This window comes from Enterococcus sp. DIV0712 (genome assembly GCF_050554855.1).
Taxonomy (GTDB): domain Bacteria; phylum Bacillota; class Bacilli; order Lactobacillales; family Enterococcaceae; genus Enterococcus; species Enterococcus faecalis.
In genome coordinates this window covers 2,190,242-2,212,444 of record NZ_CP187333.1, presented here as the reverse complement: position 1 = coordinate 2,212,444, position 22,203 = coordinate 2,190,242, and the positions used below count along the sequence as shown (strand labels likewise).

Sequence of the window (22,203 nt, the reverse complement as noted above, 5' to 3'; positions counted from 1 at the left end):
CTATTTTGTTATCTAATAAAAGTAGTTCATAATAGTAACATAGCGAATTATTCGCTAGATAAAGCATTTAGGAGGAATTATTTTATGCATACTTTATGGGTTTTAATCGTTGGTGCTGTTATCGGTGCTATCGCTGGCGCGCTTACAAGCAAAGGTCAATCAATGGGTTGGATTGCGAATATCGTTGCCGGTTTAGTTGGTTCATTTATCGGAGAAAAAATCTTAGGTAGCTGGGGTCCTCACGTAGCAGGTATGGCAATTGTGCCATCAATTATTGGGGCAGTAATTTTAGTTGCTGTGGTTTCATTCTTCTTCGGACGAAAAAATAGCTAATTAAGTAAATAATTGTTTAATTAGTTAAAGGAGGTCGGGACAGAACCGTTTAGCTCCGAGAACCAAGTAGGTACTGTTTAACATCTATTTGCTTTGCAAATAGTGTTTCTCAGCAATAAGAAGAAATTTCCGAAAATTATCATAAAACACAACGAGGAACGAGTTGATGTTGCATGATACCTACCCGGTGCTTTTTAATTTTTGGAGACCAAGTAGGTATTGTTCATCATCGAATCACTACGTTCTTCGTGATTCTCAACAATTTCGGCTTATTTCCGAAGGACCTTCAACTCTTAGAGCTTTAGCTCTTAGAAGTTGTTGAGATCGGAGCAACGCGTAGTGTTGGTTCTGTTCCCACCGTTTATCAGTTTTTGAGCGTGGAGCAAAAATCCAAAGTGATTTTTGTCCCACGCTCCTTTTTTTATTTTCTCGTTAATTTTACGACAACTTCACAACGAGCGGTTTGTGGAAACATATCAACAGATTGTAAATAGTCTACTTGATATACTTTGGCTAATTGAACTAAATCACGTGCTAACGTGGATACATTACAAGAAATATACACCATTTTCTTAGGTGGTTGTTTCAAAAGGGCCGTTAATAATTTACGATCCAAACCAGTCCGTGGGGGATCAACTACAATGGCATCAGGTTTAAAGCCTTCTTTGAACCATTTAGGTAATAAGTCTTCAGCTGTTCCAACAGCATAATGTGTGTTCGTAACACCAAGTCGTTTTGCATTGAATCTAGCATCGTCAATTGCGGCGGGAATGGTATCCATACCACGAACTTGATGCGCTTGTTTCACTAAACTTAAGCCAATGGTCCCGACGCCACAATAAGCATCAACAACAGTTTCGTTTGGTTGTAAATCTAAGGCCTTGATTCCTTCATTATATAAAACTTCCGTTTGTTCTGGATTCAATTGGAAAAATGCTCGCGGCGATAAATCAAAGACAACGTCGTTAATGTGTTCTTCAATGCTTTCTTTGCCCCATAAGTGAAGGGTATCATCACCCATTACTAGAGAGGTTTTTTTATTTTGGACATTTTGCATAATAGAAACAACTTCTGGTAATTGTTCATTAATTGCGCGAACCATTTTTTCTTTTTGTGGAAATTTCTTCGATTGTGTAATGAACACTACTTGGACTTCGCCAGTTTGGATGCCCACTCGAACCATTAATGTTCGAAAGATACCACTATTTTTACGTTCATCATAAATTGGTAATTGAAAGTCATTCAATAAATCAACTAATGTATTCATCACCTTGGTTGTCGCAGGCTGTTGGACCAAACAGTTATCAATCGGTACTAATTGATGTGAATCAGCTTGATAGAGACCAGCTTCTACTTGGCCATCGATTTGGCGTAATTGGAATTGGGCTTTATTTCGATAATTCCAAGGATTCTCCATCCCAATTGTTTTTCGTAGTTCATAGTTTTGATAATTGGCTGGTTTAAATTTGTTAAGCGCCTGCTTTAATAAATCTTTTTTAAAGTCTAATTGTGCTTTGTAGGCTAAATGTTGTAGTTGGCAGCCGCCACATGTTTCATAGACAGGACAAGGAGGGACCACGCGATCTTTAGCAGCTTTTTTGACAGATTGAAGGGTTCCTTCAGCAAATTTGGGTGTAACATTTGTGATCGTGGCAGTCACTTCTTCTTTCGGTAGCGCCCCAGGAACGAAAATAATTAATTTTTTATAATAGCCGATACCTTCGCCATTAATTCCTAATCGTTTAATTTTTAAAGAAATTTGTTGGCCTTTTTTTACTAGTTGTTGGGTCATATTCTTTCATCCTTTAGTCATCTCACATTTTTCACTTCCTCCCATTTTAGCACATTTTTATTTATTTGGCTTCCAAGGATTCTATGGTATAGTAGAATATATGTTCTGATTTAGAGGGGCAGGAGAATAAGATGACAACAATCACACGAATTAGTAAAGATAAAGGTGAATTTTATCTACTTTGGCTATCTTCAGGCGAAAAACTGCGTGTCTCGGAAGATATTTTAGTACGGCAGCGTCTGCTAAAAGGCCAAGAGTTATCAGATACTTTAATAGAAGAAATAAAAAAAGCCAGTTCTTATGATGTCGGGTTACAAATGGCTATGAATTATTTAAGCTATCAATTACGTTCAAAGAAAGAGATTTTTACTTATTTAAAAGAGAAAGAAATTGAACCTGAAGATCGAGTAAAAATCGTTCAACGTTTAGAAGAGCTACGGTTGTTAGATGATGCAATTTTTAGTGAAAGTTACGTACGGACAGCTATGCGAACCAGTGATAAAGGACCACGAAATGTGGCACAACAATTAAAGCAAAAAGGCATTAGTGAAGAAGATATTCAGCATGGTTTGACCTTTTATACGTTAGATGAACAACTTAATGTTGCCACAGCAACTGCAGAAAAAGCCATGAAACGCTATCGAACTAAAAGTTTTAAAGATGCACTTCAGAAAACGCGTCTGCATCTGATGCAAAAGGGCTTTACAAATGAAATCATTGATCTAGCTTTGGAATCTTTAGCTTTTGAAAAGGACGAAGAACAAGAACAACAAGCGTTAAACAAGGAAGGCGAACGTTTATGGCGTGCCAATCAGCGATTTGATTTTTCTAAAAAAGTCCAAAAAGTCAAACAAAGCTTATTCCAAAAAGGGTTTGACTATGATTTGATTCAGCAATTTATTAGCGAAAAGGAAGTAGAACATGACGAATAAAGAGCCTTGGGAGGCGTGGAGTCCCGCAAAAGTTAGTTCATTCCAGGAAGATTTTTTAGCTTGGTATGAACGAGAAAAACGCAATTTACCTTGGCGAGCGAATACAGATGCATATCGTATTTGGATTTCTGAAATTATGCTACAACAAACTCGCGTAGATACAGTCATTGATTATTTTTATCGATTTATGGAATGGTTTCCGACGATTCAAGATTTAGCGGAAGCGCCAGATGATAAGTTGTTGAAAGCTTGGGAAGGGTTAGGTTACTATTCACGAGCGCGTAATTTAAAAGTGGCAGCGCAACAGATTGTTTCAGAATTTGGTGGGAAAATGCCTGACACAATCGAAGATATTCGGAGTTTAAAAGGAATCGGCCCCTATACGGCTGGTGCGATTGGCAGTATTGCCTTTAATCTCCCCGAACCAGCAATTGACGGTAACGTCATGCGGGTAGTGAGCCGTTTATTTGAAATTGATGCAGATATTGCAAAAGCGAGTAGTCGTAAAGTATTTGAAGCGGCGATGCTTAAAATCATCGATCGTGAGCGTCCAGGGGATTTTAATCAAGCTTTAATGGATCTAGGCTCAGCCGTCTGCACCCCAACTTCCCCTAAGTGTGAAAGTTGTCCGCTTCAGCAATATTGTGCGGCCTATCAGGCAGATAAAATGACCGCTTATCCAGTCAAATCAAAAAAAGTTAAGCCGAAAGATGTGTATTATGTCGGCACTATTATTGAAAATAAAAAGCAAGAATTTTTATTAGAACAACGACCTGAAACCGGTTTGTTAGCTAATATGTGGCTGTTTCCGATTGAAGAAATTAGCAAAAAACAATTTCAACAATTGCAAAAACTGGCGCAACCAGTAGAAACGGAAAAACAATTAACTTTAGAGTTAGAGCCTGTAACAGAGCCTTTGGTCGCTGAAGAACCTGTCAACTTTTTTACGGACTATGAAACAGTTGTCTGGCAAAAACGTGCCTTAGGCGAAGTCGTTCATATTTTCAGTCATTTAAAATGGCATATCTTAGTCTTTTATGGCCGAAATACAGGCGAATTAGCCACACTAGAGTCGCAGCGATGGGTGGCAGCACAACAATTTTCAGACTATGTTTTTCCAAAACCACAGCAAAAAATGGTGGAATTGTTCAAAAAAGAACACGAAAAAAAATAACAAAAAAGAGAGGCTTTTTAACAAACAAGCCCCTCTTTTTTGTTTCCTCTAGGTTATACCCCTATATAAATTCTGCTATGTTTAGTTTTGAAAGGGACTGGTAAGATAGACTTGTCTCTTGTCTGCTTAGAGGAGTAGTAATGATGGTGGAGACTTTTTAAGAGAGAGGAAGTACAGCCAATGAGTAGGAAGCGAAAAATCAGCTTAATTAGTTTAGTCATCATTTTGGTTTTTGTCACAGTCGGCTCAGCATACTTTGCTGTAGCGGGTAGCTATTTAAAGAAAACAATTGATAAAGGCTATGTTCCCATAAAAAATGATTATAATGAAGCGCAAAATAAAGATAGTCAATCGTTTTTGATTATGGGGCTAGACAATACAATTGAACGGAAATTAGGCACAACTAGGACTGATGCTATGATGGTGATTACCGTGAATAACAAGACGAAGAAAATAACCTATTTAAGTTTGCCACGGGATAGTTTTGTGCAAATTGATGCGAAAAATTACCAAGGGATGCAGCGAATTGAAGCCGCCTATACCTACGATGGACCAACAGCTTCTGTTAACACAGTTGAGAAATTATTGAATATTCCAATCAATCATTACGTTGTGTTTAACTTTTTATCTTTTATTAAGTTAATTGATGCAGTTGGCGGCATAGATGTCAATGTCAAGCAGGCGTTTGATGGTGTCACCAAAGACGGGCCAGGATCCATTCATTTTGATGCAGGGAAACAGCATTTAGATGGTACGAAAGCTTTATCTTATGCCCGTGAAAGACATAGCGATAACGATATTATGCGTGGATTCCGACAACAAGAAATTATTCAAGCAGTTGAAGACAAGTTGAAATCTGGTCAATCAATCATGAAAATAATGGACATTATTGATTCGTTAAATGGAAACATTCAAACTGATGTGGATTCCAATGAATTGACTCATTTAGTCAAAGAAGGTTTGACTTGGACCAATTATGATAAACAACAGCTTTCTTTTGACTGGCGCACTTTTAGTAATGAAGGGCGCAGTATGGTTGAACTATATCCAGATAGTATTGAAAATGTCCGTCATCAATTACGTGTGTCTTTAAATTTAGAAAAGCCAGATGAACGAGATCAAGACGGCTATGTCTTCCATACGAACGGTGAATTTTTATATCAAAGTGATTATACCGTTCAAGATGAAGCAGCTGAGGAAAACGAAATGACTTCCATCAACGGCAATACGTATATTGGTGTTCCTGGCAATACACAGACCGGCCCGTTGCCATCAGTTAAAACGGAAAATGGCTTTATAAAATAATTTATTTTCCAAGTGTAGAAAATCCGAACATAACAGATTAAATAATCCGCTTACTTATTATTCTTCTAAGGAAAAAACGAAGGATTTTAGCAAGGAAACAGCGTATCATTTGATATAAACCCAACATTCCCTTTATAATGAAAGTAACAAGCAAATTTTTGTTACTTAGAAGGGGAAGGGAGCAAGGAGTTATGTTTAGTTATACAGATACCATTTTGTCAATTATGCAAAGAATTGAAGTATACAACGAAATTTTCAAAGCCATCTCTAAAGAAGTTCAAGAATACGGTTGTAATCAGGCTGCACATCGGAGAGGCCGTGACACTTATATGTTTTGCCGAAATAATGTGAATCGTTTTTTTACAGAAGAAATGATGTTTCGTAAAAATTTAGAGCCGTATTATGATAAAGAAGCAACGAAAATCTTGCTAGAAGGATTAGATACGTATAAAGAAGGAGTATTTTTCTGGTTAGAGGCATTAAGTGAATCTTGCCAAGTGACAGATGAATTGAAATATCAATTAGGAATCCGCCAAAAAGAATCCTCTTATTTATTAATTAATCAAGCTTGTAAAGAAGCCTGTGAGGGCATTCAAAGCGCTCATAGTGTTCATAAGATGTAAAAAGTTAGGGATAGCTGTCAATCTGGCAGTTATCCCTAACTTTTTTATTTCAATATCATCTGATAAGCATAACGTTCGCCATCGTTAACATCTAAAATCACGTCACCTTGATAAACAAAGCCAGCTTTTTTAATCAGGTGCTGCATAGCGAGATTTTGTGGATGTGTATCGATTCGAATATCAGTAGCACCTTGCAAACGAGCGGCTGTAACCAGTGAGCGCAAAAGCACCAAAGCCAGTCCTTGACCTTGAAAGGAACTTTTTAAAGCAACACGATGAATTGCCGTATACGTAGTTTGAGAATGAGGTTGCCAAGAACCATTAAAAATCGCTTCATAAGCAGGATCAATCTCCGAACATAAAACACCAACGCCTGCCAAGGCATCCTCAACCATTAAAATATAGCAAGTTTGCTGGTCGATATCTTTTGCTAAAATTTCTTGATTCGGGCCATCGCCGTTTTGCCATTGGGGAATGCCACTTTTTTGTAAGGTGCGGCGTCCATCTTCAATGATAGCAAGGATGTCAGGCAAATCAGAAGGTTCTGCTTTTCTTAAGTAAACAGTCAAAAAATATTCCCTCCTCTTAGAAACCTGTTGTTGTTTTCAATTGGTAAATTTTTGAAGGGCGGCCAATGCCAACGGGACGTTCACCTAACTCTTCAAAATATTGTGTCATGGCTTTTTTAAAATTTGAATGGTCAATGCTGCGATAATCAACGCCGAGGAACTTCGCAAAAACTTTACGGGCTTCCGTAATGGTGAAATCTTTTCCTAAGACTTGAAGCACTTGCGGTTCATGTTCCATTTTATCAACAACACGATTAAACGCCTTAATTATAATTTCACTATGGTCGAAGGCTAATGTATCTTTACCAAGAGAGGCCGCTGTTTTCAAGTCTAAAGTAATTTCCACATCTTCATGAGATAACGTGATATGTTGACCATGTCGTTCAAGATTGAACCAGTGGACTTCTTTGGCATCGTCGCCAGCAATTAAAGGTTCTTCACCAATAAAGGCTAAATAGCTGACTGTCACGACCCAGCCACGAGGATCTCGATCTGGGCGACTAAAGCTGTGTAATTGTTCAATATTTTCTTGAGAAATCACCACACCAGTTTCCTCTTTTGTTTCTCTTAAAACACTATCTTCAGTAGATTCGTTACGATTAACAAAACCGCCAGGAAGCGCCCATGAGTTTCTAAAGGGGTGACCTTTACGTTGAATCAGTAAGACTTTCAATTGATCGGCTTCCTTGTTGTAACAAAGAAGAACCATATCAACGGTTAAAGAGGGTTTTTCATATTCAGGTAATTCTTGTTGATGATACCAAGTTAAGAACTCTTCTAAGCTAGCTTGGCGTTCATAATAATTTTTTTCTTCCGCTTTAGAAGCAAATTGTGGCACAATTGCTCCTCCTTTCAAAAAGAAACATGGTTTTCTTTTATTGTATCATTAAGTGGCTGAAATACAATATTCAAGCGTAAAAAGAAAAGCAAGCCTGGGACAAAAATCCAAAGTGATTTTTGTCCCAGGCTTGTACTATAAGAAGTTTGTTCTAGACGTTATTTATTGTGTTAATTCTAATAATTTATTTTTCAAATCTTCTTCCATATGGCCAAGTTCGATTTCGGCAGCTTGGCGTTTTTCTTTTCCTTCTTGTTGAATACGTAATGTTTCTTGGATAGTTTCAATTAAATCATTTTGTGTTTTTTGTAATGTTTCAATATCGACTAGGCCACGTTCGTTTTCTTTTGCTGTTTCAATTGCAGAAATTTTTAGCATTTCTGAATTTTTCTTCAGTAAGTCATTGGTGGTTTCAGAGACTTGACGTTGAGCAGTCACAGCATCTTTTTGACGGAGTAAGGTCAAGGCGATGACTACTTGGTTTTTCCATAACGGAATCGCCGTATTCACCGATGATTGAATTTTCTCAGCCAAAGCTTGGTTAGTATTTTGAATTAAACGAATTTGTGGGGCTTGTTGAATCGTAATTTGACGAGCCAAGCGTAAATCATGGGTTCTTTTTTCTAAACGGTCTAGGAATTGGTTATAATCATTAACAATTTGGACATCCATTTGATCTCCAGATTCTTCCGCTTTTTTCATGGCTTCAGGAATAATTTGCGTCCGTAGTTCTTCTGCTTTTAATTCCCCAGCGGCAATATAGATGTTTAAGGCATCAAAATAATCTTTATTTTTTTGATACAATTGATCTAACATGGCATTATCTTTTAAAAGACCATCTTTTTCATGGGTTAATTTGACAGCAATTTTGTCAATTTGCGCACCAATTTTTTGATATTTGGCGGTAATTTCGTAAACGGATTGTTTGACTTTACCTAACATTTTTTGAATAAAGTTGCCTTCGCCAGCACGTAATTCATTGGGATTGGCTTCATTTAAACGAAACATTAGATCGGTCAGTGAATCACCAACAGGACCAATGTCTTGTGCTTGAACGTGGTTTAACATCGCTTGCGAAAATTCGCCGAGTTTGATTTGGGCATTTGAACCATAGGTAATTACTGCTTGTGAATCTTGGACATCAATTTTTGAAGCTAATTCTTTTGCTTGGGCTTGACGTTCTTGTGGTAATTTATCAATTAAACGAGGAGCTGCTTGCTGTTCTTTTAACTCAGATAGTTCATTTTGTTGCGTTGGTGTTAGTTCATCCATTGATGAAAATGGATTACTTAATAAATCGTCCAATGTATTGGTTACAGATGTTGTTTCTTTGGGTTGTTGCTCAGTCATTTTTTTTCCTCCCTAATGATTATTGCTGGTCTTCGTTTACTTGAGGTGATTCCTCAGTTGCAGCTTTTTGCGACAAGCTGCTTTTAGCGATCGACATTTCGACATCTAAATCGTCTAAGTCATCGGAAACGATTTCCTCATAATCATTTTTAACTAATTTTGACAATTGGTCAATGATTTGTGCGCTTTCTTCTAATTTTTCATACGTTTGTTTGTTTTTTACTTCATGTTGTTCGATTTCTAAATGCTTACTTGTTAAGTCAACGATATTTGGTAAATGTGTATAGAGAAAGTGATTGGCTAAGTGTAACTTTTTAGGTTCTTTCACTAACTCTTTAAACAGAGCTTTAGAAACCTTCGTTGTATCATTACGTAAGTCAATCGCCCGTAATTTAGTTGAACGATTCATGTTTTCTTGTAATTGTATGATTTGTTTTTTGGCTGTGCTCATTGTACTTCTGAAAAAATCAATTTCTTGTGGAGATAACCCCAACTCACGATAATGGGCTTCTTTATCTTTCGTTAAGTAAGGCATTTGATCGCTCTTGTCGGCGGCATTTTTCTTTTTTCGATAGAGAACGAATACTAAAAAGCCTACCAGAATCACAAAAGCGAAGAAGCCATATTCTCTAGCGACAGCAATGATTAAGGCTCCTAAAAGAATATAGCCAATCAGTAATTTTGTATTTAATTTGTTCATTTATATAGTTCCTCCTATCTATCTAATCCTCGAAAGAGTCAGCTCTCGTTACAATAGTTATTTTAGCATACTCTGTGAGAGAAAAGACATACAGCGGAAGATGTATTTTATGATTTAGTGAAATCCTAAGAAAAAAAGTATAAAACGCAAAAAAAGACCCGTCCTAATTGGGGGTAGGACGGGAAAGGAGTTAAAAATGAAAAAGTGTTTTGTTAGGGTTGTTTGTTGGTATGCTTAAATAATACAAGGAAGTTGTGAATTTTTTATGTCTATTTTTTTTCGAAAATGTAATTTTTTTCTAAAGCAATAAATTTTTTTCTTTGAAAAGGGTTTAACTAGAGAAGAAGGGGTGCGATTTTTATCATTTTAGGGTATGATAAACAAGAAAGGTTGGTGAAAGATATGTTAAATTATGAGGACTTCGAAGAAAAAACACTTCAACGTCGAGAAATTTTTAAAGGAAAGATTATTGATGTTTTTTTGGATGACGTGGCTTTACCGACAGGCGGCACAGCTAAACGCGAATTGGTTTTTCATTCAGGCGCAGTAGCTATGATTCCGTTAACCGCAGAAGGAAAAATCGTCTTAGTTAAACAATTTAGAAAACCCTTGGAACAAGTGATTTTAGAAATTCCGGCGGGAAAAATTGATCCTGGAGAAGAAAATCAACTGGAAACGACGGCTATGCGGGAATTGGAAGAAGAAACTGGGTATCGTGCAGGTCAGCTCACCTACATAAATTCAATGTATCTGTCACCAGGATTTGCTAATGAAAAATTGGCTCTCTATTTGGCAACGGATTTGCAGAAAGTCGAAAATCCGCGTCCTCAAGATGAAGATGAAATCTTGGAACTTTACGAGCTAACAATAGCTGAAGCCAAAGCAGAGGTGGCAAAAGGCACGATTTGTGATGCCAAAACACTTTTTGCTATACAATACTGGGAATTGTATTTACTGCAGAGACAGTTTAAGGAGGACACGCAATGAGCAAAGGTCCGTTAGTCACTCGGACAGAGCTTCGCAAACGCAGAGAAGCAGAAGAAAAAGAAGCGGAACGTCGTCAGCAAGAAGAGCAGAAGCTGGCGGAAAAAGCGTATAAGCGAAAAGAAAAAGAAATTTCGACGTTTTATCGTAAAGAAAAGAAAAAACAAAAACCGATCAACAAGTCACGAGTAGGAGAATACTCGAAGCGTCGAGAACGGAGTACTTGGTTAAACAAGGCAATTATTATTGTAGCGATTTTATTAGCCGTTGTGGCGTATATCGTTTTGAATTTATAGAAAAGAGGAATCACTATGAAAATTGGAATTATTGGAGCAATGGATCAAGAGGTCAAAATTCTAAAAGAAAAATTGACAGACACGATGTCATGGGAACGAGCAGGCGCTTTATTTGTTTCTGGTTCGTTAGGAAGACATGAGGTGATTGTGGTTCGTTCAGGAATTGGTAAAGTGGCCTCAGCTGTGACCACGACTTTATTGATTCATCAATATGGCGTAAATATGGTGATTAATACAGGTTCTGCTGGTGGTATCGGTGAAGGACTAAAAGTCGGCGATTTAGTCATTGCAGACAAATTAGCTTACTTTGATGTTGATGTCACTGGTTTTGGTTATGCCTATGGACAATTGCCTGGTGGTGTGCCTTTGTATTTTGAAACAAGTGAATACTTGCGGATGGAAATTGCGAAAGCTGCTGAAAAAACTGGTTTAGCTATTCGTAAAGGATTGATTGTTACTGGAGATACTTTTGTGGATAGCGCTGAGAAAATCGCCAAAATTAAGAAAGAGTTTCCTGAAGCCTTAGCTTGCGAAATGGAAGGCGCAGCAATTGGCCAAGCCGCTTCACAGTTCAATATTCCATTCTTAGTTGTACGGGCAATGAGTGATACAGCAGATGGCGAAGCAACTCAAAGCTTTGACGAATTCATCGATGAAGCTGGGAAAAAATCAGCCGAAATGGTTATTCATTTTGTCGAGAACTTAGTTTAAAAAGAGAAAGAAACAGCCATCATTTCATCAATGAAATGATGGCTGTTTCTTTTTGCTTATTGTCATTTAATGAAAGGTTTTTAAATACTGCTCTTTTTGTTTACGCGTTAATTTTTTAAAGGCGGCTTCGGCTTTGGTGGCCTCGCTACGTGTTTCAAATTTCTCTGTATGAATCATTTTGACTGGGCGGCGTTTGGCTAATCGAGTATATTTTGCACCAGTTCCGCTATTATGTTCGGTTAATCGACGTTCTGGCTCAGTTGTATAGCCACCGTAAAAGGAACCATCTTGGCAAAGTAAAACATAAAAATAATGGGATTTCTTATTCTCCATACAGCATAGCCTTCATTTCAGCTTCGTATTCGTTCTTTTCATTGTATGTAAAAAGAGGTGGTAACACACGAAAACCGTCTTTTTTGCCTTGTTTAATGCCTTCAATTAGTAAAACATTGGCTTCTTTGCCTGGCTTCGGATAAACAAACCGAGCTTTTTTCGGCGCAATATTGGCGTTTTCCATGGCATGTAAAATATCAAGGAAACGATCAGGTCGATGAACCATTGCGAGGCGACCATTTGTTTTTAATAAATCCGCTGACACAGTGACCACTTCTTGAAGAGACGTGTGAATTTCATGACGGGCAATCGCTAAATGCGGGTTTGGATTTTTTTGGCTAGTTGGTCGTTCTTTAAAGTATGGGGGGTTACATAGTACTAAATCAACAGAATCTTTTTTGATGACCTCTGTCGCTTGTTTTAAATCACGTTCATACATCGTTACTTGTTTTTCCAATTTATTTAATAGAATACTTCGTTGCCCCATATCTGCCAAACGAGGTTGTAATTCGATTTGGTCGATCTTTGCAGCTGTTTTTCGACTAACGAAGAGGCCGACCGCGCCATTGCCAGCACACAAATCGACAATCTTGCCTTTTTTTGGTAGTTGCGGAAAATTAGCCAATAAGACTGCATCAATGGAAAAAGAAAAGACTTCTTTGCTTTGAATAATTTGAATATCATCCGCATATAATTGATCAATCCGTTCGCCGGATAATAACATAGATTAAGAACCTCCAACTTTTCATCTGATTGTTCATGTATTATACTACTTTTAAACCCGTATGACAAAATCTGTTCCCTAGATTAGTAGGGACATGTTATTTCTCTGATTGATAGACGTAAAAAAAGCTTGTCAAAAGGTAGAGCTTTCGGCATACTAGAAAGCGGAGAGAAGAAAGGAAGAAAATTATGTTTTTTACATTTATGCGTGGCGTGGTTCGCGTCATTTTATTTGTGATTAATGGAAATGCACATTATGAAAATAAAGAAAAATTACCAAAAGACCAAAACTATGTCTTAGTTGCGCCGCATCGAACATGGTGGGAACCGCTGTATTTAGCTGTTGCTGGCAGTCCTAAGAAGTTTAGCTTTATGGCAAAAAAAGAGTTGTTTAAAAATCCTGTTTTACGTTTCATTTTAAAACATGCGAATGCGTTTCCGGTGGATCGTGAGAAGCCCGGTCCCAGCGCGATTAAAACACCTGTCAAAATTTTAAAAAATTCTGATTTAAGTTTGATTATGTTCCCTAGTGGCACGCGTCATTCCTCAGAATTAAAAGGTGGGGTAGCCTTGATTGCTAAAATGGGGCGAGTACCTATCGTGCCATCTGTTTATCAAGGTCCGTTAACTTTAAAAGAGTTGTTTAAACGTAAAAAAGTAACGGTTCGTTTTGGGGAGCCAATCGATATTAGCGATATTAAAAAAATGGATAAAGACGGTTTAGCTGAAGTGGAACGTCGGATGCAAGAAGCATTTGATCAGTTAGATAAAGAAATTGATCCAACTTTTAAATATGAATCAACAGAAAAAGAATAAAACAAACCGCTACAAAATAGGAATGTTACTGGCAGGTAGTCTCATCAAAAGATGATGCTCCCTGTCTTTTTTCTTGTGTTAAGAAAAAAGTTTGTTAAAAATCTAATTCTTCTGTCCGATTTTCTTAAAAAATACCAGAAATTTGTTATAATAATAAGAAGGACTTTTTTAGGCGGTGAAAAAATGAAATTTTTACATACAGCAGATTGGCATATTGGCAAAAAATTACATGGTTTTGATTTATTGGCAGAACAAAAGGAAGCCTTTAAACAAATCTTAGCAATTGCGAAAGAAGAGCAAGTGGATGCTGTTGTGATCGCTGGAGATTTGTATGATCGCTCTGTTCCAGCAGTTGAAGCAGTCGAGATTTTTAATGAAATGATGATTCAAATGAATCTCAAAGAGCATTTCCCCGTGTTAGCTATTTCGGGAAACCATGATAGCAGCACTCGTTTAGAAACAGGAGGCCCTTGGTTTAACCAAACGCAATTTCATTTGAATACGCGTTTAGAACAAGCCTTTCAACCAATTGAAATCGACAATACCCAATTTTATTTGTTGCCTTATTTTGAACCGATTGCGGCTCGCTTATATTTTGAAGATGAAACGATTCGAACGATTCAGGCGGCGATGGAAAAAGTTGTCGCGAAAATGCAAGAATCTTTTCTCCCCAATAAAAAACAGGTGTTAGTTAGTCATTTTTTTGTCGCTGGCAGTGAAAAAACTGATTCTGAAACAAAATTAACAGTGGGTGGTTTGGATGTTGTACCGACGGCTTTGTTAGAGCCTTTTGATTATGTCGCGTTGGGCCACTTACATGGAAAAAATGCGTTGCAGGCACCTAATGCTCGATACAGTGGCTCGCCTGTAAAATTTTCTTTATCAGAAATGACACAAGAAAAGGGTGTTTGGCTTGTTGAAACAGAAGATGAAGTTCATTTTCAATTCCGTGCTTTGAAACCATTGCGAGACATTCAACAATTGACGGGCTCGTTTCAGCAGTTAACGGATCCCGCTTTTTATCAAGAAGTGAATCGGGAAAATTATTTACATGTCCAATTAACCGACCGAGCGATCATTCCCAACATGATGAATCAATTGCGAAAAATTTACCCCAAAATTATTGGGTTGGAACGTTTGAATGGTCGAGAAACAAGCAGCGGAAATCAGAAAAAAGTGGTACAAATAGAACAACGTTCACCAGAAGAACATCTGCATGACTTTTTTAACGATGTGACAGGAGAGGCCTTGACAGAACAACAAGCACAATGGGTCCAAGAAGAACTGAGTACACTTAATCAATTAGAAAGAGGGAAGTAATAGGATGAAACCATTATCTTTAACATTGAAAAACTTCGGACCGTATATTAATGAAACCATTGATTTTACGAAGTTTGAAGATTCTTCACTTTTTCTAATTAGTGGAAAAACAGGATCTGGGAAAACAACGATTTTTGATGGAATGAGCTATGCTTTGTTTGGTGAAAGTTCTGGAAAATTACGTTTAGGCAAAGAAATGCGTTCCACATTTGCTGACCCCTCAGAAGCCACTGAAGTTACTTTGCTTTTTAAACATAACGAGTATCTCTATGAACTGAACCGCCTTCCCGAACAAGAACTTTTTAAAAAACGTGGCACAGGAGTCCGTAAACAAAGTGCCAAAATTTCTTTAATTGTCAAAGATGCTCAAGGGAAAGAACTGCGAGCCTATTCTAAAAGACGCGAAGTGGACGAACTCATTCAAGAATTATTGCATTTAAATGCCAATCAATTTGCTCAAATTGTATTGTTACCACAAGGAGAGTTTCGGACTTTTTTAATTGCTAAAAGTGATGAAAAAGAAAAGGTTTTGCGTAATTTATTCGGAACAGAATTGTATCAGTTGTTCAGCGAAAATTTAAAAGAACGCTTAAAAATTGCCAATCAAGAGATTCAAGAAACCCAGCAAAAAATTGAACTGAAAACAGAACAGTTGCATTGGTCAGAAGAACCTGAACCGACAATGACACTTTTTGAAAAACTTCAATTATTAGAAAGCCAACAACAAGAGGCTCAGCAACAACTATTAGTTGAAAGAGAACAAATTGCAACCTTAAAACAAGCCAAACAAGCAAAAGAGCAAGTTCGTTATGCCATTGAAGAACGGCAAAACTTGCAACAGCAAAAAGAAGAATTACTGGAAAAGAAAGCAAAACAAGCTGAACAGGAAACCGTCATTGAGCGGCTAAAGGAACAGATTCAGCAATTAAAATGGAGTCAAAAACAGCAATCTTTAGCTGAAAAAGTCTTTGAAAAACGAAGCGAAAAACAACAAAAAGAGCAAGAAACAAAGTCCAAACAACAAGCTCTCATGGAAACGCAACAAGCATTGACAGATTGGCAAGCAATCATGAGTGAGTTGGAAGAACAACAACCATTGATTGCTGAAAAACAAGAACGTCTTCAAACGATTCAACGTCAATTACCACAATACCAAGAATATGAACAGTTAGCCCAACGACAAATAGCAGAACAAGCCAATTATCAAGCCATTCAAAAAGAGTATGAATCTTGCCAACAGGAAAAAATAACATTAGCGGATAAAGTGGCGACAGCCAAACAATTTATTGAACAAGAAGGAACACTTGAAAAAGCAAATTTTGAATGTTCTAGTGTAGCAGATCATTGGCAAAATTTTGTAGAACGTTGGCAAAAAAATCAAAAAGCTTGGCAAAAAATTAGTCAAAACCAAGGGGAATTGCACGAGTTGACACAACGGTTTGCTGTTGAACAGCAACAAAAAAGCGTCGAAGAAGCGAAGTTGCAGACAAAGAAAAGTCAATGGGCCTCTTTACAAATCCAACGATTAAGCTTGTTACTTGAAGAGGGGGAACCTTGCCCAGTTTGTGGCTCTTTAGAACATCCAAAGCAACAAACTCATCAAGAAGTTTCCTTAGAAGAGATTAATCAAGCGGAACGGGAATTAACGGAAGTTGAAAAAACGGTACAACGATTTACTGAAACGCTCTCTGCATTAGGGGCGGAAAAGCAACAGAAAGAAAGCCAATTACAAGAACAGGAAGTTGCGTATACTGAGGAACAAGAACAATTAGCAGCGCAGTTTGCTGACTTGCAGTTGCCGTTAACAGGACTAACTTTTTCACAAGTAACACCTGCAGAAATTGCGGAAGTTGAGTCGCAATTAGCTAAAGAAAAACAACAAATAGCACAAAAACTAACGGAAATTTCAGTCGAAAAGGACCGTCTGGCGGAACTAGAAGAACAAGTAGCTGAAAATTCTCAACGCTTTGAAGTGCTCCGACAACAAGTAGAAACAATGCAACAAAGTCTGGAAAGAATCACTATCCAGCAGCAAATGATTGCTAGCCAATTATTGGATGCAACCGTCACATACGAAGAAATGACCAAACAACAAGCTTTGCTTCAAGAAGAACTCTCTGCATTTGAACGTCAAAAAGAAAACGTGACGACACAAGGAGAAACCTTGAAGAAAGAAGAAATGATCCTTGAAAGTACGTTGACTCATTTGGAGAAAGAACAACAAACACTTCAACAAACAGTCGCACAACTTGAGAGTCAGTTAAACTCAGTTTTAACGGAACAAGGAGTGACAGAGGACCAATTGACGGAGTGGTTGAAAGAGGTACCGACACTAGAAAGTCAGCAAGAACAAATTGCTTTATTTGAACAAGAGCAAACCCAACTGACTATCCAACTCGCTGAAATTGAGAAAAAATTATCTAGTGATACGTTCCCAGAATTATCTTTAATCATCACAGAAATTGAACAAATAACACAACAAATTGAAGAACAAGAAAAAAAATACTATCAACTGCATGAAAAAATGCAAAATAACCAACAGTTGGTTCAAGAAATTAATGCGCAAAGAACAACAATTGAAGACAAGTTTGAGGAAGTTGCTGCACTACAGCAGTTGGCAGATACGGTGAATGGCAATAATCCTAAAAAAATTAGTTTTGAACGGTATATGTTACAAACGTATTTAGAAAGAGTGCTGACAGTCGCTAATCAGCGTTTAGACCGCCTGACCAATAGTCGTTATCAATTTGAATTGAATCACGAAGCAGGCAGTTATCGGAATCAAACGGGGCTAGAAATCAATATTTATGATGACAATTCAGGGACGGTACGCAGCGCTCACACGTTATCAGGCGGAGAAAGTTTTATAGCAGCGTTAGCTTTGGCACTTTCTTTAGCAGAAGTGATTCAAGAACAAGCAGGCGGAGTCTTAATTGATGCGTTGTTTATTGATGAAGGCTTTGGTTCCTTAGATGAAGAAGCATTGGAAATGGCAATGGAGGCGTTAGAAACGATTGAAAATGAAGGCCGCATGATTGGGATTATTAGTCATATTGGCGAATTAAAAGCACGAATTCCACAACAATTACAAATAAAAAGCAATGGGAATGGTCAAAGTACCGTTCACTATCAGCTAGCTTAGTAGAAGAGGAGGTGAGTCGATGAAATGGAGTATTCCAGAGCGAATCGTTGAACAAGGACGCGAATATATGCAAGAAGGCCGGGTCTTATCTATCGTTCAAAATCCAGAAAAAAGGATCTGGTTGTCTGAGGTTTTAGGGGAAGAACTTTATCTTGTTGAATTGGATGGTACCGCCAAAGAACAAGATGTTTGTGAATGTCAATATTGGATGGAACATGGCTATTGCAAGCATACAGTGGCAGTTGAACTGGCACTGAAACAACGAGGCGTGTCAAGAATTATTCAAGCGAATCAAACAGTCAGTTTTGAGAAAACAAATCGATCAACAGCTGAAATGTTTACCAAAGGCTTTGCCAAATTAAGCAAAGCTTCTGCCGAAGTTCCCTTGCAGCCTTTACGTTTAGAATTTCATTTAGATGTGATTGAAACGAATAATTACTATCCAGAATTATCAACGATTGGTCTTTCTTTAAAAATTGGTTTAGAAGGCACCAAACCTAAAACATATATTGTGAAAAATATTGGTGATTTTTTACAAGCATATGAAAAGGAAATGACTTTTATGGTGAATAAACAACACCAATTTACTTTGCTACATGATTCTTTTTCAATGGAGATTCAAGAAATTTTAACAGAACTTGCGGCAATTTATCATACCAGCCAATTATTAGGTGCAAACGGTATTCAAGTTAAAGGGAAAATCGACAAACGTTATCTATTATTACCAATTGATCGCAGTCAATCGTTAGTTGAAAAAATGAATCGAACGGGTCAGTTTATATTGACCAATCAAACTCATAAGTATCGCTATCTAACGTTCAAAGAAACCAGTTTGCCACTTACGTTTACAGTGCAAAAAACCGAGGAACAAAGCTTCAAATTAACTATTCAGAATCCTATTACAACGTTTCTAGCCCACTATCACTGGGCGATTGCGGATCAAACGGTTTATTTACTAGCAGAAGAGCAGGAAGCCATCTACACCACGTTACTTCAATTAATGAAACGCTTGGAAGAGCCGTCAATTATTTATGAAAAAGAAACAGTTTCTGATTTATTTAGTGAAGTGTTACCATTATTGGAAAAAATTGGTCGAGTGTCTGTTGAAGAATCAGTTGAAGAACTAGTCGTCCATCATCCTTTAAAAGCAGTCTTTATTTTTAAGAAAATTAAAGGTCGGATTAATGCTCGAATTGACTATCACTATGGAGAAGTCATTTTCTCGACAAACCCGAAATATGCTCAATTACCTGAAGTCAATCAAGAAATCGTTCGAGATAAAGCAAAAGAAACAGCAATTAAGCAACAATTTCAACAGTTTGCCTATCAGCAAACAACCACAGGCTTTGAAAAAGTCTTACCTGCTGGAGAGTCCTTGTATTATTTCTTTAAAGCCGAAGTACCAGCTTTCCGTCAATTAGGAGAAGTTCGGATGGGACGGAAATTACGGGAATTGTATTTAGATGCCCAGCATCATCAACCAACGATTGAAGTTGCGGAAGGGGATTCTTGGTTGGATATTCGGTTTGATGTCACTGGCATTGATGAAACCGAAATCGATGCAGTATTGACTAGTCTGCTACGTAATGATGCTTTTTATACGTTAAAAAGTGGTGAAATTCTTGCTTTTGATTCAGAGGAATTTTTCCATACAAGTGCAATTTTAACGAAGCTGCGAAAAAATATGCATCAAGAAGACAATGTCATTCATGTGCCCAAAAACCAAGGCCTCATGATCGAAAGTTTATTAGAAGACAACGAGCGGGCACATTTTTCAGATTCCTTTAAAAAAATGGTCACGGATTTAACGCATCCAGAAAACTTTGAAGCGCAAGTCCCCAAAACCTTACAAGCAACGTTACGCCATTACCAAGAAACAGGGTATAAATGGCTGAAAATGCTTAGCCATTATCAATTTGGCGGTATTTTAGCTGATGAAATGGGTTTAGGGAAGACACTGCAAACCATTACCTATTTACTTTCGGAAAAAGAAGAAGAGCGCTTGAAAGGGACAGCTTTGATTGTCGCTCCTGCAAGTTTAACCTATAACTGGTTAGCCGAAGTCAAACGTTTTGCGCCAACCTTAAATGTTCAAGTGGTTTCTGGCAATCGCCAAGAACGAGCAGCGCTTTTACAAAATAGCACCGAAGATATTCTGATTACATCTTATGCAAGTATGCGACAAGATGTTCAGCTTTATCAGGAAATGCGTGTCGGCTATTTGATTCTAGATGAGGCCCAAATGGTTAAAAATAGTGGGACTAAAACAGCGCAAGCCTTAAAAAGTTTAAAAGTACCACAACGTTTTGCATTAAGTGGCACACCAATTGAAAATAATTTAGATGAACTGTGGTCAATTTTCCAAATGATCTTACCGGGATTGTTCCCAGGCAAAAAAGCCTTTCGAGAAATTAAGCCGGAAGAAATTGCCAAAATGATTCAACCATTCATTTTACGACGAGACAAGAAAACGGTGCTCGCAGACTTACCAGAAAAAATTGAAAATAATATGTACAGTGTCTTAACAGAAGAACAAAAAACGGTTTATTTGGCCTATCTAAAACAAATGCAAGCAGATGTCAGTCAAATGGATCAGGCGACCTTCAAGAAAAATCGCATGAGTATTTTAGCAGGCTTGACCCGTTTACGACAAATCTGTTGCGATCCGCGTTTGTTTATTGAGGATTACACGGGAGGTTCTGGCAAAGTGGAACAAGTCAAAGACTTTTTAGTGGCTGCCAAAGAAAACAATCGTCGTGTCCTATTATTTTCTCAGTTCACAAGCATGCTTTCTATCTTAGAAAAAGAATTGAATGAATTAGGTTTAGAGACGTTCTATTTACGAGGAAGTACGAAGCCTCAAGATCGGTTAACGATGGCGAATGCCTTCAATGAAGGAGAAAAAGATGTCTTCTTAATTTCATTGAAAGCAGGGGGAACCGGACTAAATTTAACTGGTGCAGATACAGTTATTTTATACGATTTATGGTGGAATCCCGCAGTCGAAGAACAAGCGGCTGGTCGGGCACACCGCATGGGACAAAAAAAAGTTGTTGAAGTGTGGCGGATGATTGCAGAAGGAACGGTTGAAGAAAAAATGAATTCCTTACAGCAAGAGAAACGCGAGCTGTTCCAAAAAGTGATTCAAGGAAATGAAGAGCAATTAGCGAAAATGACGGAAGAAGATATTCGCACAATTTTAAGCATTGGAGAATAGCCGTTCAACTTAGTTGCTATCTTATTTAAAGAGAAATGGAGTAATTCGTTTGAAACAAAAAGAATATATGGAATATCGGCCGCTAGGTGAAGAAATTGAACGGATTCGTAAAGGGAAAAATATTCCTCTGCGTGTCTTTGATGAAAATGGTGTTTCTAGTCGAAGTTATCAACGCTTTGTCCAAGGAAATAGTGAATTACGTATTTCGGATTTAGCTATTATTGTCGAAATCTTGTCTATTTCGCCGATGGAAATGACAGAAAAATTAACGCCAATGTCCAAAACAGTTTTAGCTAAGGAGCAGTTTAATCAAGCAATCTTTAGTAAAAATTTTCAAGAAAGTAGTCGAATCGTTGCAGATTATCGAGCGTATTATGATAAATCGTCTTTTGCTTTAGGAAAGCAAGAAGTAATGTATTCGATGTTGGCGTTGGAATATCTTTTTAACCCTCAAACGGTTGTGACAAAAGAGGAAATTATTGCATTAGAAAATCAGATTCTGGAACGATTAATTAATGCCGATGTGTATACTATTTTTAATTTGAAATTTTTAGCATTACAAAAAAACGTTGGCTTGCAGCCGTTTCCAACTTCGTTACTTTTTCGTGTACTACAATCTGTCAATGAGCGGGAAATTATTGATATTCGCTCACTAGAAATTATCGAGCAAGTAATTATTGATTTTTTATTTGCGGCGATTGTCAGCCAAAATGTTCCCCATATTCTTCATGTATTAAGCATGTTTAAAGAATATGAAGTGGGTGAAAATAACTGGCGAATGATCCTCTGGAAAAAAATAGCAGAAAAAATAGAAATGATTTTAACCAATGAAGAAATATTCGCAGATTGGTCAATCTTTAAAGAACAGATCCTCTTATCTATCACATTGTTTTTACCAAAAGCCAAACAAGAATTTTTTGCTGGGCAATTGGAAAAAATAGAGGATAGTTTAAAAGAAATAAAAGAAAACTAGGCATAATTGAGAATTTGTCATAATACATTCTGGTTGTGTTTAGCGACAAAGAGCGCCAAATAGGGGTAGAAA

The 22,203-nt window shown here is 37.5% G+C and carries 20 protein-coding genes; 13 read left to right on the top strand and 7 right to left on the bottom strand.

The window, feature by feature from the left end:
* Positions 1–84 precede the first annotated feature (84 nt).
* Entirely contained in the window at positions 85–333 is a 249-nt protein-coding gene (locus tag IGL42_RS10560; RefSeq protein WP_002356434.1) for a GlsB/YeaQ/YmgE family stress response membrane protein, read from the top strand.
* A 421-nt stretch (positions 334–754) separates the two neighbouring features.
* On the opposite strand, the gene rlmD is transcribed toward IGL42_RS10560, so the two are convergent.
* Positions 755–2,125 (bottom strand): 23S rRNA (uracil(1939)-C(5))-methyltransferase RlmD, encoded by a 1,371-nt coding sequence (gene rlmD, locus IGL42_RS10555; RefSeq protein ID WP_010710661.1) that lies wholly within the window; start codon positions 2,123–2,125, stop codon positions 755–757.
* Positions 2,126–2,256: 131 nt separating this feature from the next.
* On the opposite strand from rlmD, the gene recX reads away from it, so the two are divergent.
* From recX to IGL42_RS10535, 4 genes are all read left to right on the top strand, one after another.
* Positions 2,257–3,057, top strand: a complete 801-nt coding sequence (recX, locus tag IGL42_RS10550) for a recombination regulator RecX (RefSeq protein WP_002359467.1) — start codon at positions 2,257–2,259, stop codon at positions 3,055–3,057.
* Positions 3,047–4,231 carry an A/G-specific adenine glycosylase gene (gene mutY / locus IGL42_RS10545; protein WP_002356442.1) on the top strand — a complete coding sequence of 395 codons (1,185 nt, stop codon included), beginning with the start codon at positions 3,047–3,049 and terminating at the stop codon, positions 4,229–4,231. Before recX ends, mutY begins: the two co-directional genes overlap by 11 nt.
* 180 nt (positions 4,232–4,411) lie before the next feature.
* Entirely contained in the window at positions 4,412–5,536 is a 1,125-nt protein-coding gene (locus IGL42_RS10540) for an LCP family protein (protein ID WP_002356443.1), read from the top strand.
* A 137-nt stretch (positions 5,537–5,673) separates the two neighbouring features.
* Complete coding sequence (locus tag IGL42_RS10535; protein ID WP_002356444.1) at positions 5,674–6,159, top strand: hypothetical protein; 486 nt, start codon at positions 5,674–5,676, stop codon at positions 6,157–6,159.
* Between the two features lie 44 nt (positions 6,160–6,203).
* On the opposite strand, the gene IGL42_RS10530 is transcribed toward IGL42_RS10535, so the two are convergent.
* The 4 genes from IGL42_RS10530 to IGL42_RS10515 form a co-directional block, all read right to left on the bottom strand.
* The gene (locus IGL42_RS10530; protein WP_002362532.1) at positions 6,204–6,728 is read right to left on the bottom strand and encodes a GNAT family N-acetyltransferase; all 525 of its coding nucleotides are present in this window, start codon (positions 6,726–6,728) and stop codon (positions 6,204–6,206) included.
* A gap of 16 nt (positions 6,729–6,744) precedes the next feature.
* Positions 6,745–7,566 carry an NUDIX domain-containing protein gene (locus IGL42_RS10525; protein ID WP_002372290.1) on the bottom strand — a complete coding sequence of 274 codons (822 nt, stop codon included), beginning with the start codon at positions 7,564–7,566 and terminating at the stop codon, positions 6,745–6,747.
* 162 nt (positions 7,567–7,728) lie between these two features.
* Positions 7,729–8,916 carry a toxic anion resistance protein gene (locus tag IGL42_RS10520; RefSeq protein ID WP_002356447.1) on the bottom strand — a complete coding sequence of 396 codons (1,188 nt, stop codon included), beginning with the start codon at positions 8,914–8,916 and terminating at the stop codon, positions 7,729–7,731.
* Between the two features lie 19 nt (positions 8,917–8,935).
* A complete protein-coding gene (locus IGL42_RS10515) occupies positions 8,936–9,616 on the bottom strand; it encodes a 5-bromo-4-chloroindolyl phosphate hydrolysis family protein (protein ID WP_002356448.1) in 681 nt (226 codons plus the stop codon).
* A 402-nt stretch (positions 9,617–10,018) separates the two neighbouring features.
* Here IGL42_RS10515 and IGL42_RS10510 point away from each other — a divergent pair, with 402 nt between their 5' ends.
* Genes IGL42_RS10510 through IGL42_RS10500 form a run of 3 tightly spaced genes read left to right on the top strand, consistent with a single transcriptional unit; the run spans position 10,019 to position 11,607 of the window.
* Positions 10,019–10,603: an NUDIX hydrolase gene (locus IGL42_RS10510; protein WP_002356449.1), complete on the top strand. Its 585-nt coding sequence runs from the start codon at positions 10,019–10,021 to the stop codon at positions 10,601–10,603.
* Entirely contained in the window at positions 10,600–10,896 is a 297-nt protein-coding gene (gene macP, locus IGL42_RS10505; RefSeq protein ID WP_002356451.1) for a cell wall synthase accessory phosphoprotein MacP, read from the top strand. Before IGL42_RS10510 ends, macP begins: the two co-directional genes overlap by 4 nt.
* 15 nt (positions 10,897–10,911) lie before the next feature.
* Positions 10,912–11,607 (top strand): 5'-methylthioadenosine/adenosylhomocysteine nucleosidase, encoded by a 696-nt coding sequence (locus tag IGL42_RS10500; protein ID WP_002356454.1) that lies wholly within the window; start codon positions 10,912–10,914, stop codon positions 11,605–11,607.
* Between the two features lie 66 nt (positions 11,608–11,673).
* On the opposite strand, the gene IGL42_RS10495 is transcribed toward IGL42_RS10500, so the two are convergent.
* Positions 11,674–11,940, bottom strand: a complete 267-nt coding sequence (locus IGL42_RS10495; RefSeq protein ID WP_002359473.1) for a GIY-YIG nuclease family protein — start codon at positions 11,938–11,940, stop codon at positions 11,674–11,676.
* Complete coding sequence (locus IGL42_RS10490; RefSeq protein WP_002356457.1) at positions 11,930–12,664, bottom strand: tRNA1(Val) (adenine(37)-N6)-methyltransferase; 735 nt, start codon at positions 12,662–12,664, stop codon at positions 11,930–11,932. Before IGL42_RS10490 ends, IGL42_RS10495 begins: the two co-directional genes overlap by 11 nt.
* A 188-nt stretch (positions 12,665–12,852) precedes the next feature.
* Between IGL42_RS10490 and IGL42_RS10485 the strand changes: the two genes are divergently transcribed.
* From IGL42_RS10485 to elrR, 5 genes are all read left to right on the top strand, one after another.
* Entirely contained in the window at positions 12,853–13,479 is a 627-nt protein-coding gene (locus tag IGL42_RS10485; RefSeq protein WP_002356461.1) for a lysophospholipid acyltransferase family protein, read from the top strand.
* 51 nt (positions 13,480–13,530) lie between these two features.
* Complete coding sequence (locus IGL42_RS10480; protein WP_002391939.1) at positions 13,531–14,799, top strand: exonuclease SbcCD subunit D; 1,269 nt, start codon at positions 13,531–13,533, stop codon at positions 14,797–14,799.
* A 4-nt stretch (positions 14,800–14,803) separates the two neighbouring features.
* A complete protein-coding gene (locus IGL42_RS10475; RefSeq protein ID WP_010710658.1) occupies positions 14,804–17,941 on the top strand; it encodes an SbcC/MukB-like Walker B domain-containing protein in 3,138 nt (1,045 codons plus the stop codon).
* A 19-nt stretch (positions 17,942–17,960) separates the two neighbouring features.
* Positions 17,961–21,158: a DEAD/DEAH box helicase gene (locus tag IGL42_RS10470; RefSeq protein ID WP_010710657.1), complete on the top strand. Its 3,198-nt coding sequence runs from the start codon at positions 17,961–17,963 to the stop codon at positions 21,156–21,158.
* A 67-nt stretch (positions 21,159–21,225) separates the two neighbouring features.
* A complete protein-coding gene (gene elrR / locus IGL42_RS10465) occupies positions 21,226–22,131 on the top strand; it encodes an Rgg family transcriptional regulator ElrR (protein ID WP_002384093.1) in 906 nt (301 codons plus the stop codon).
* The last annotated feature ends 72 nt before the right edge of the window (positions 22,132–22,203 follow it).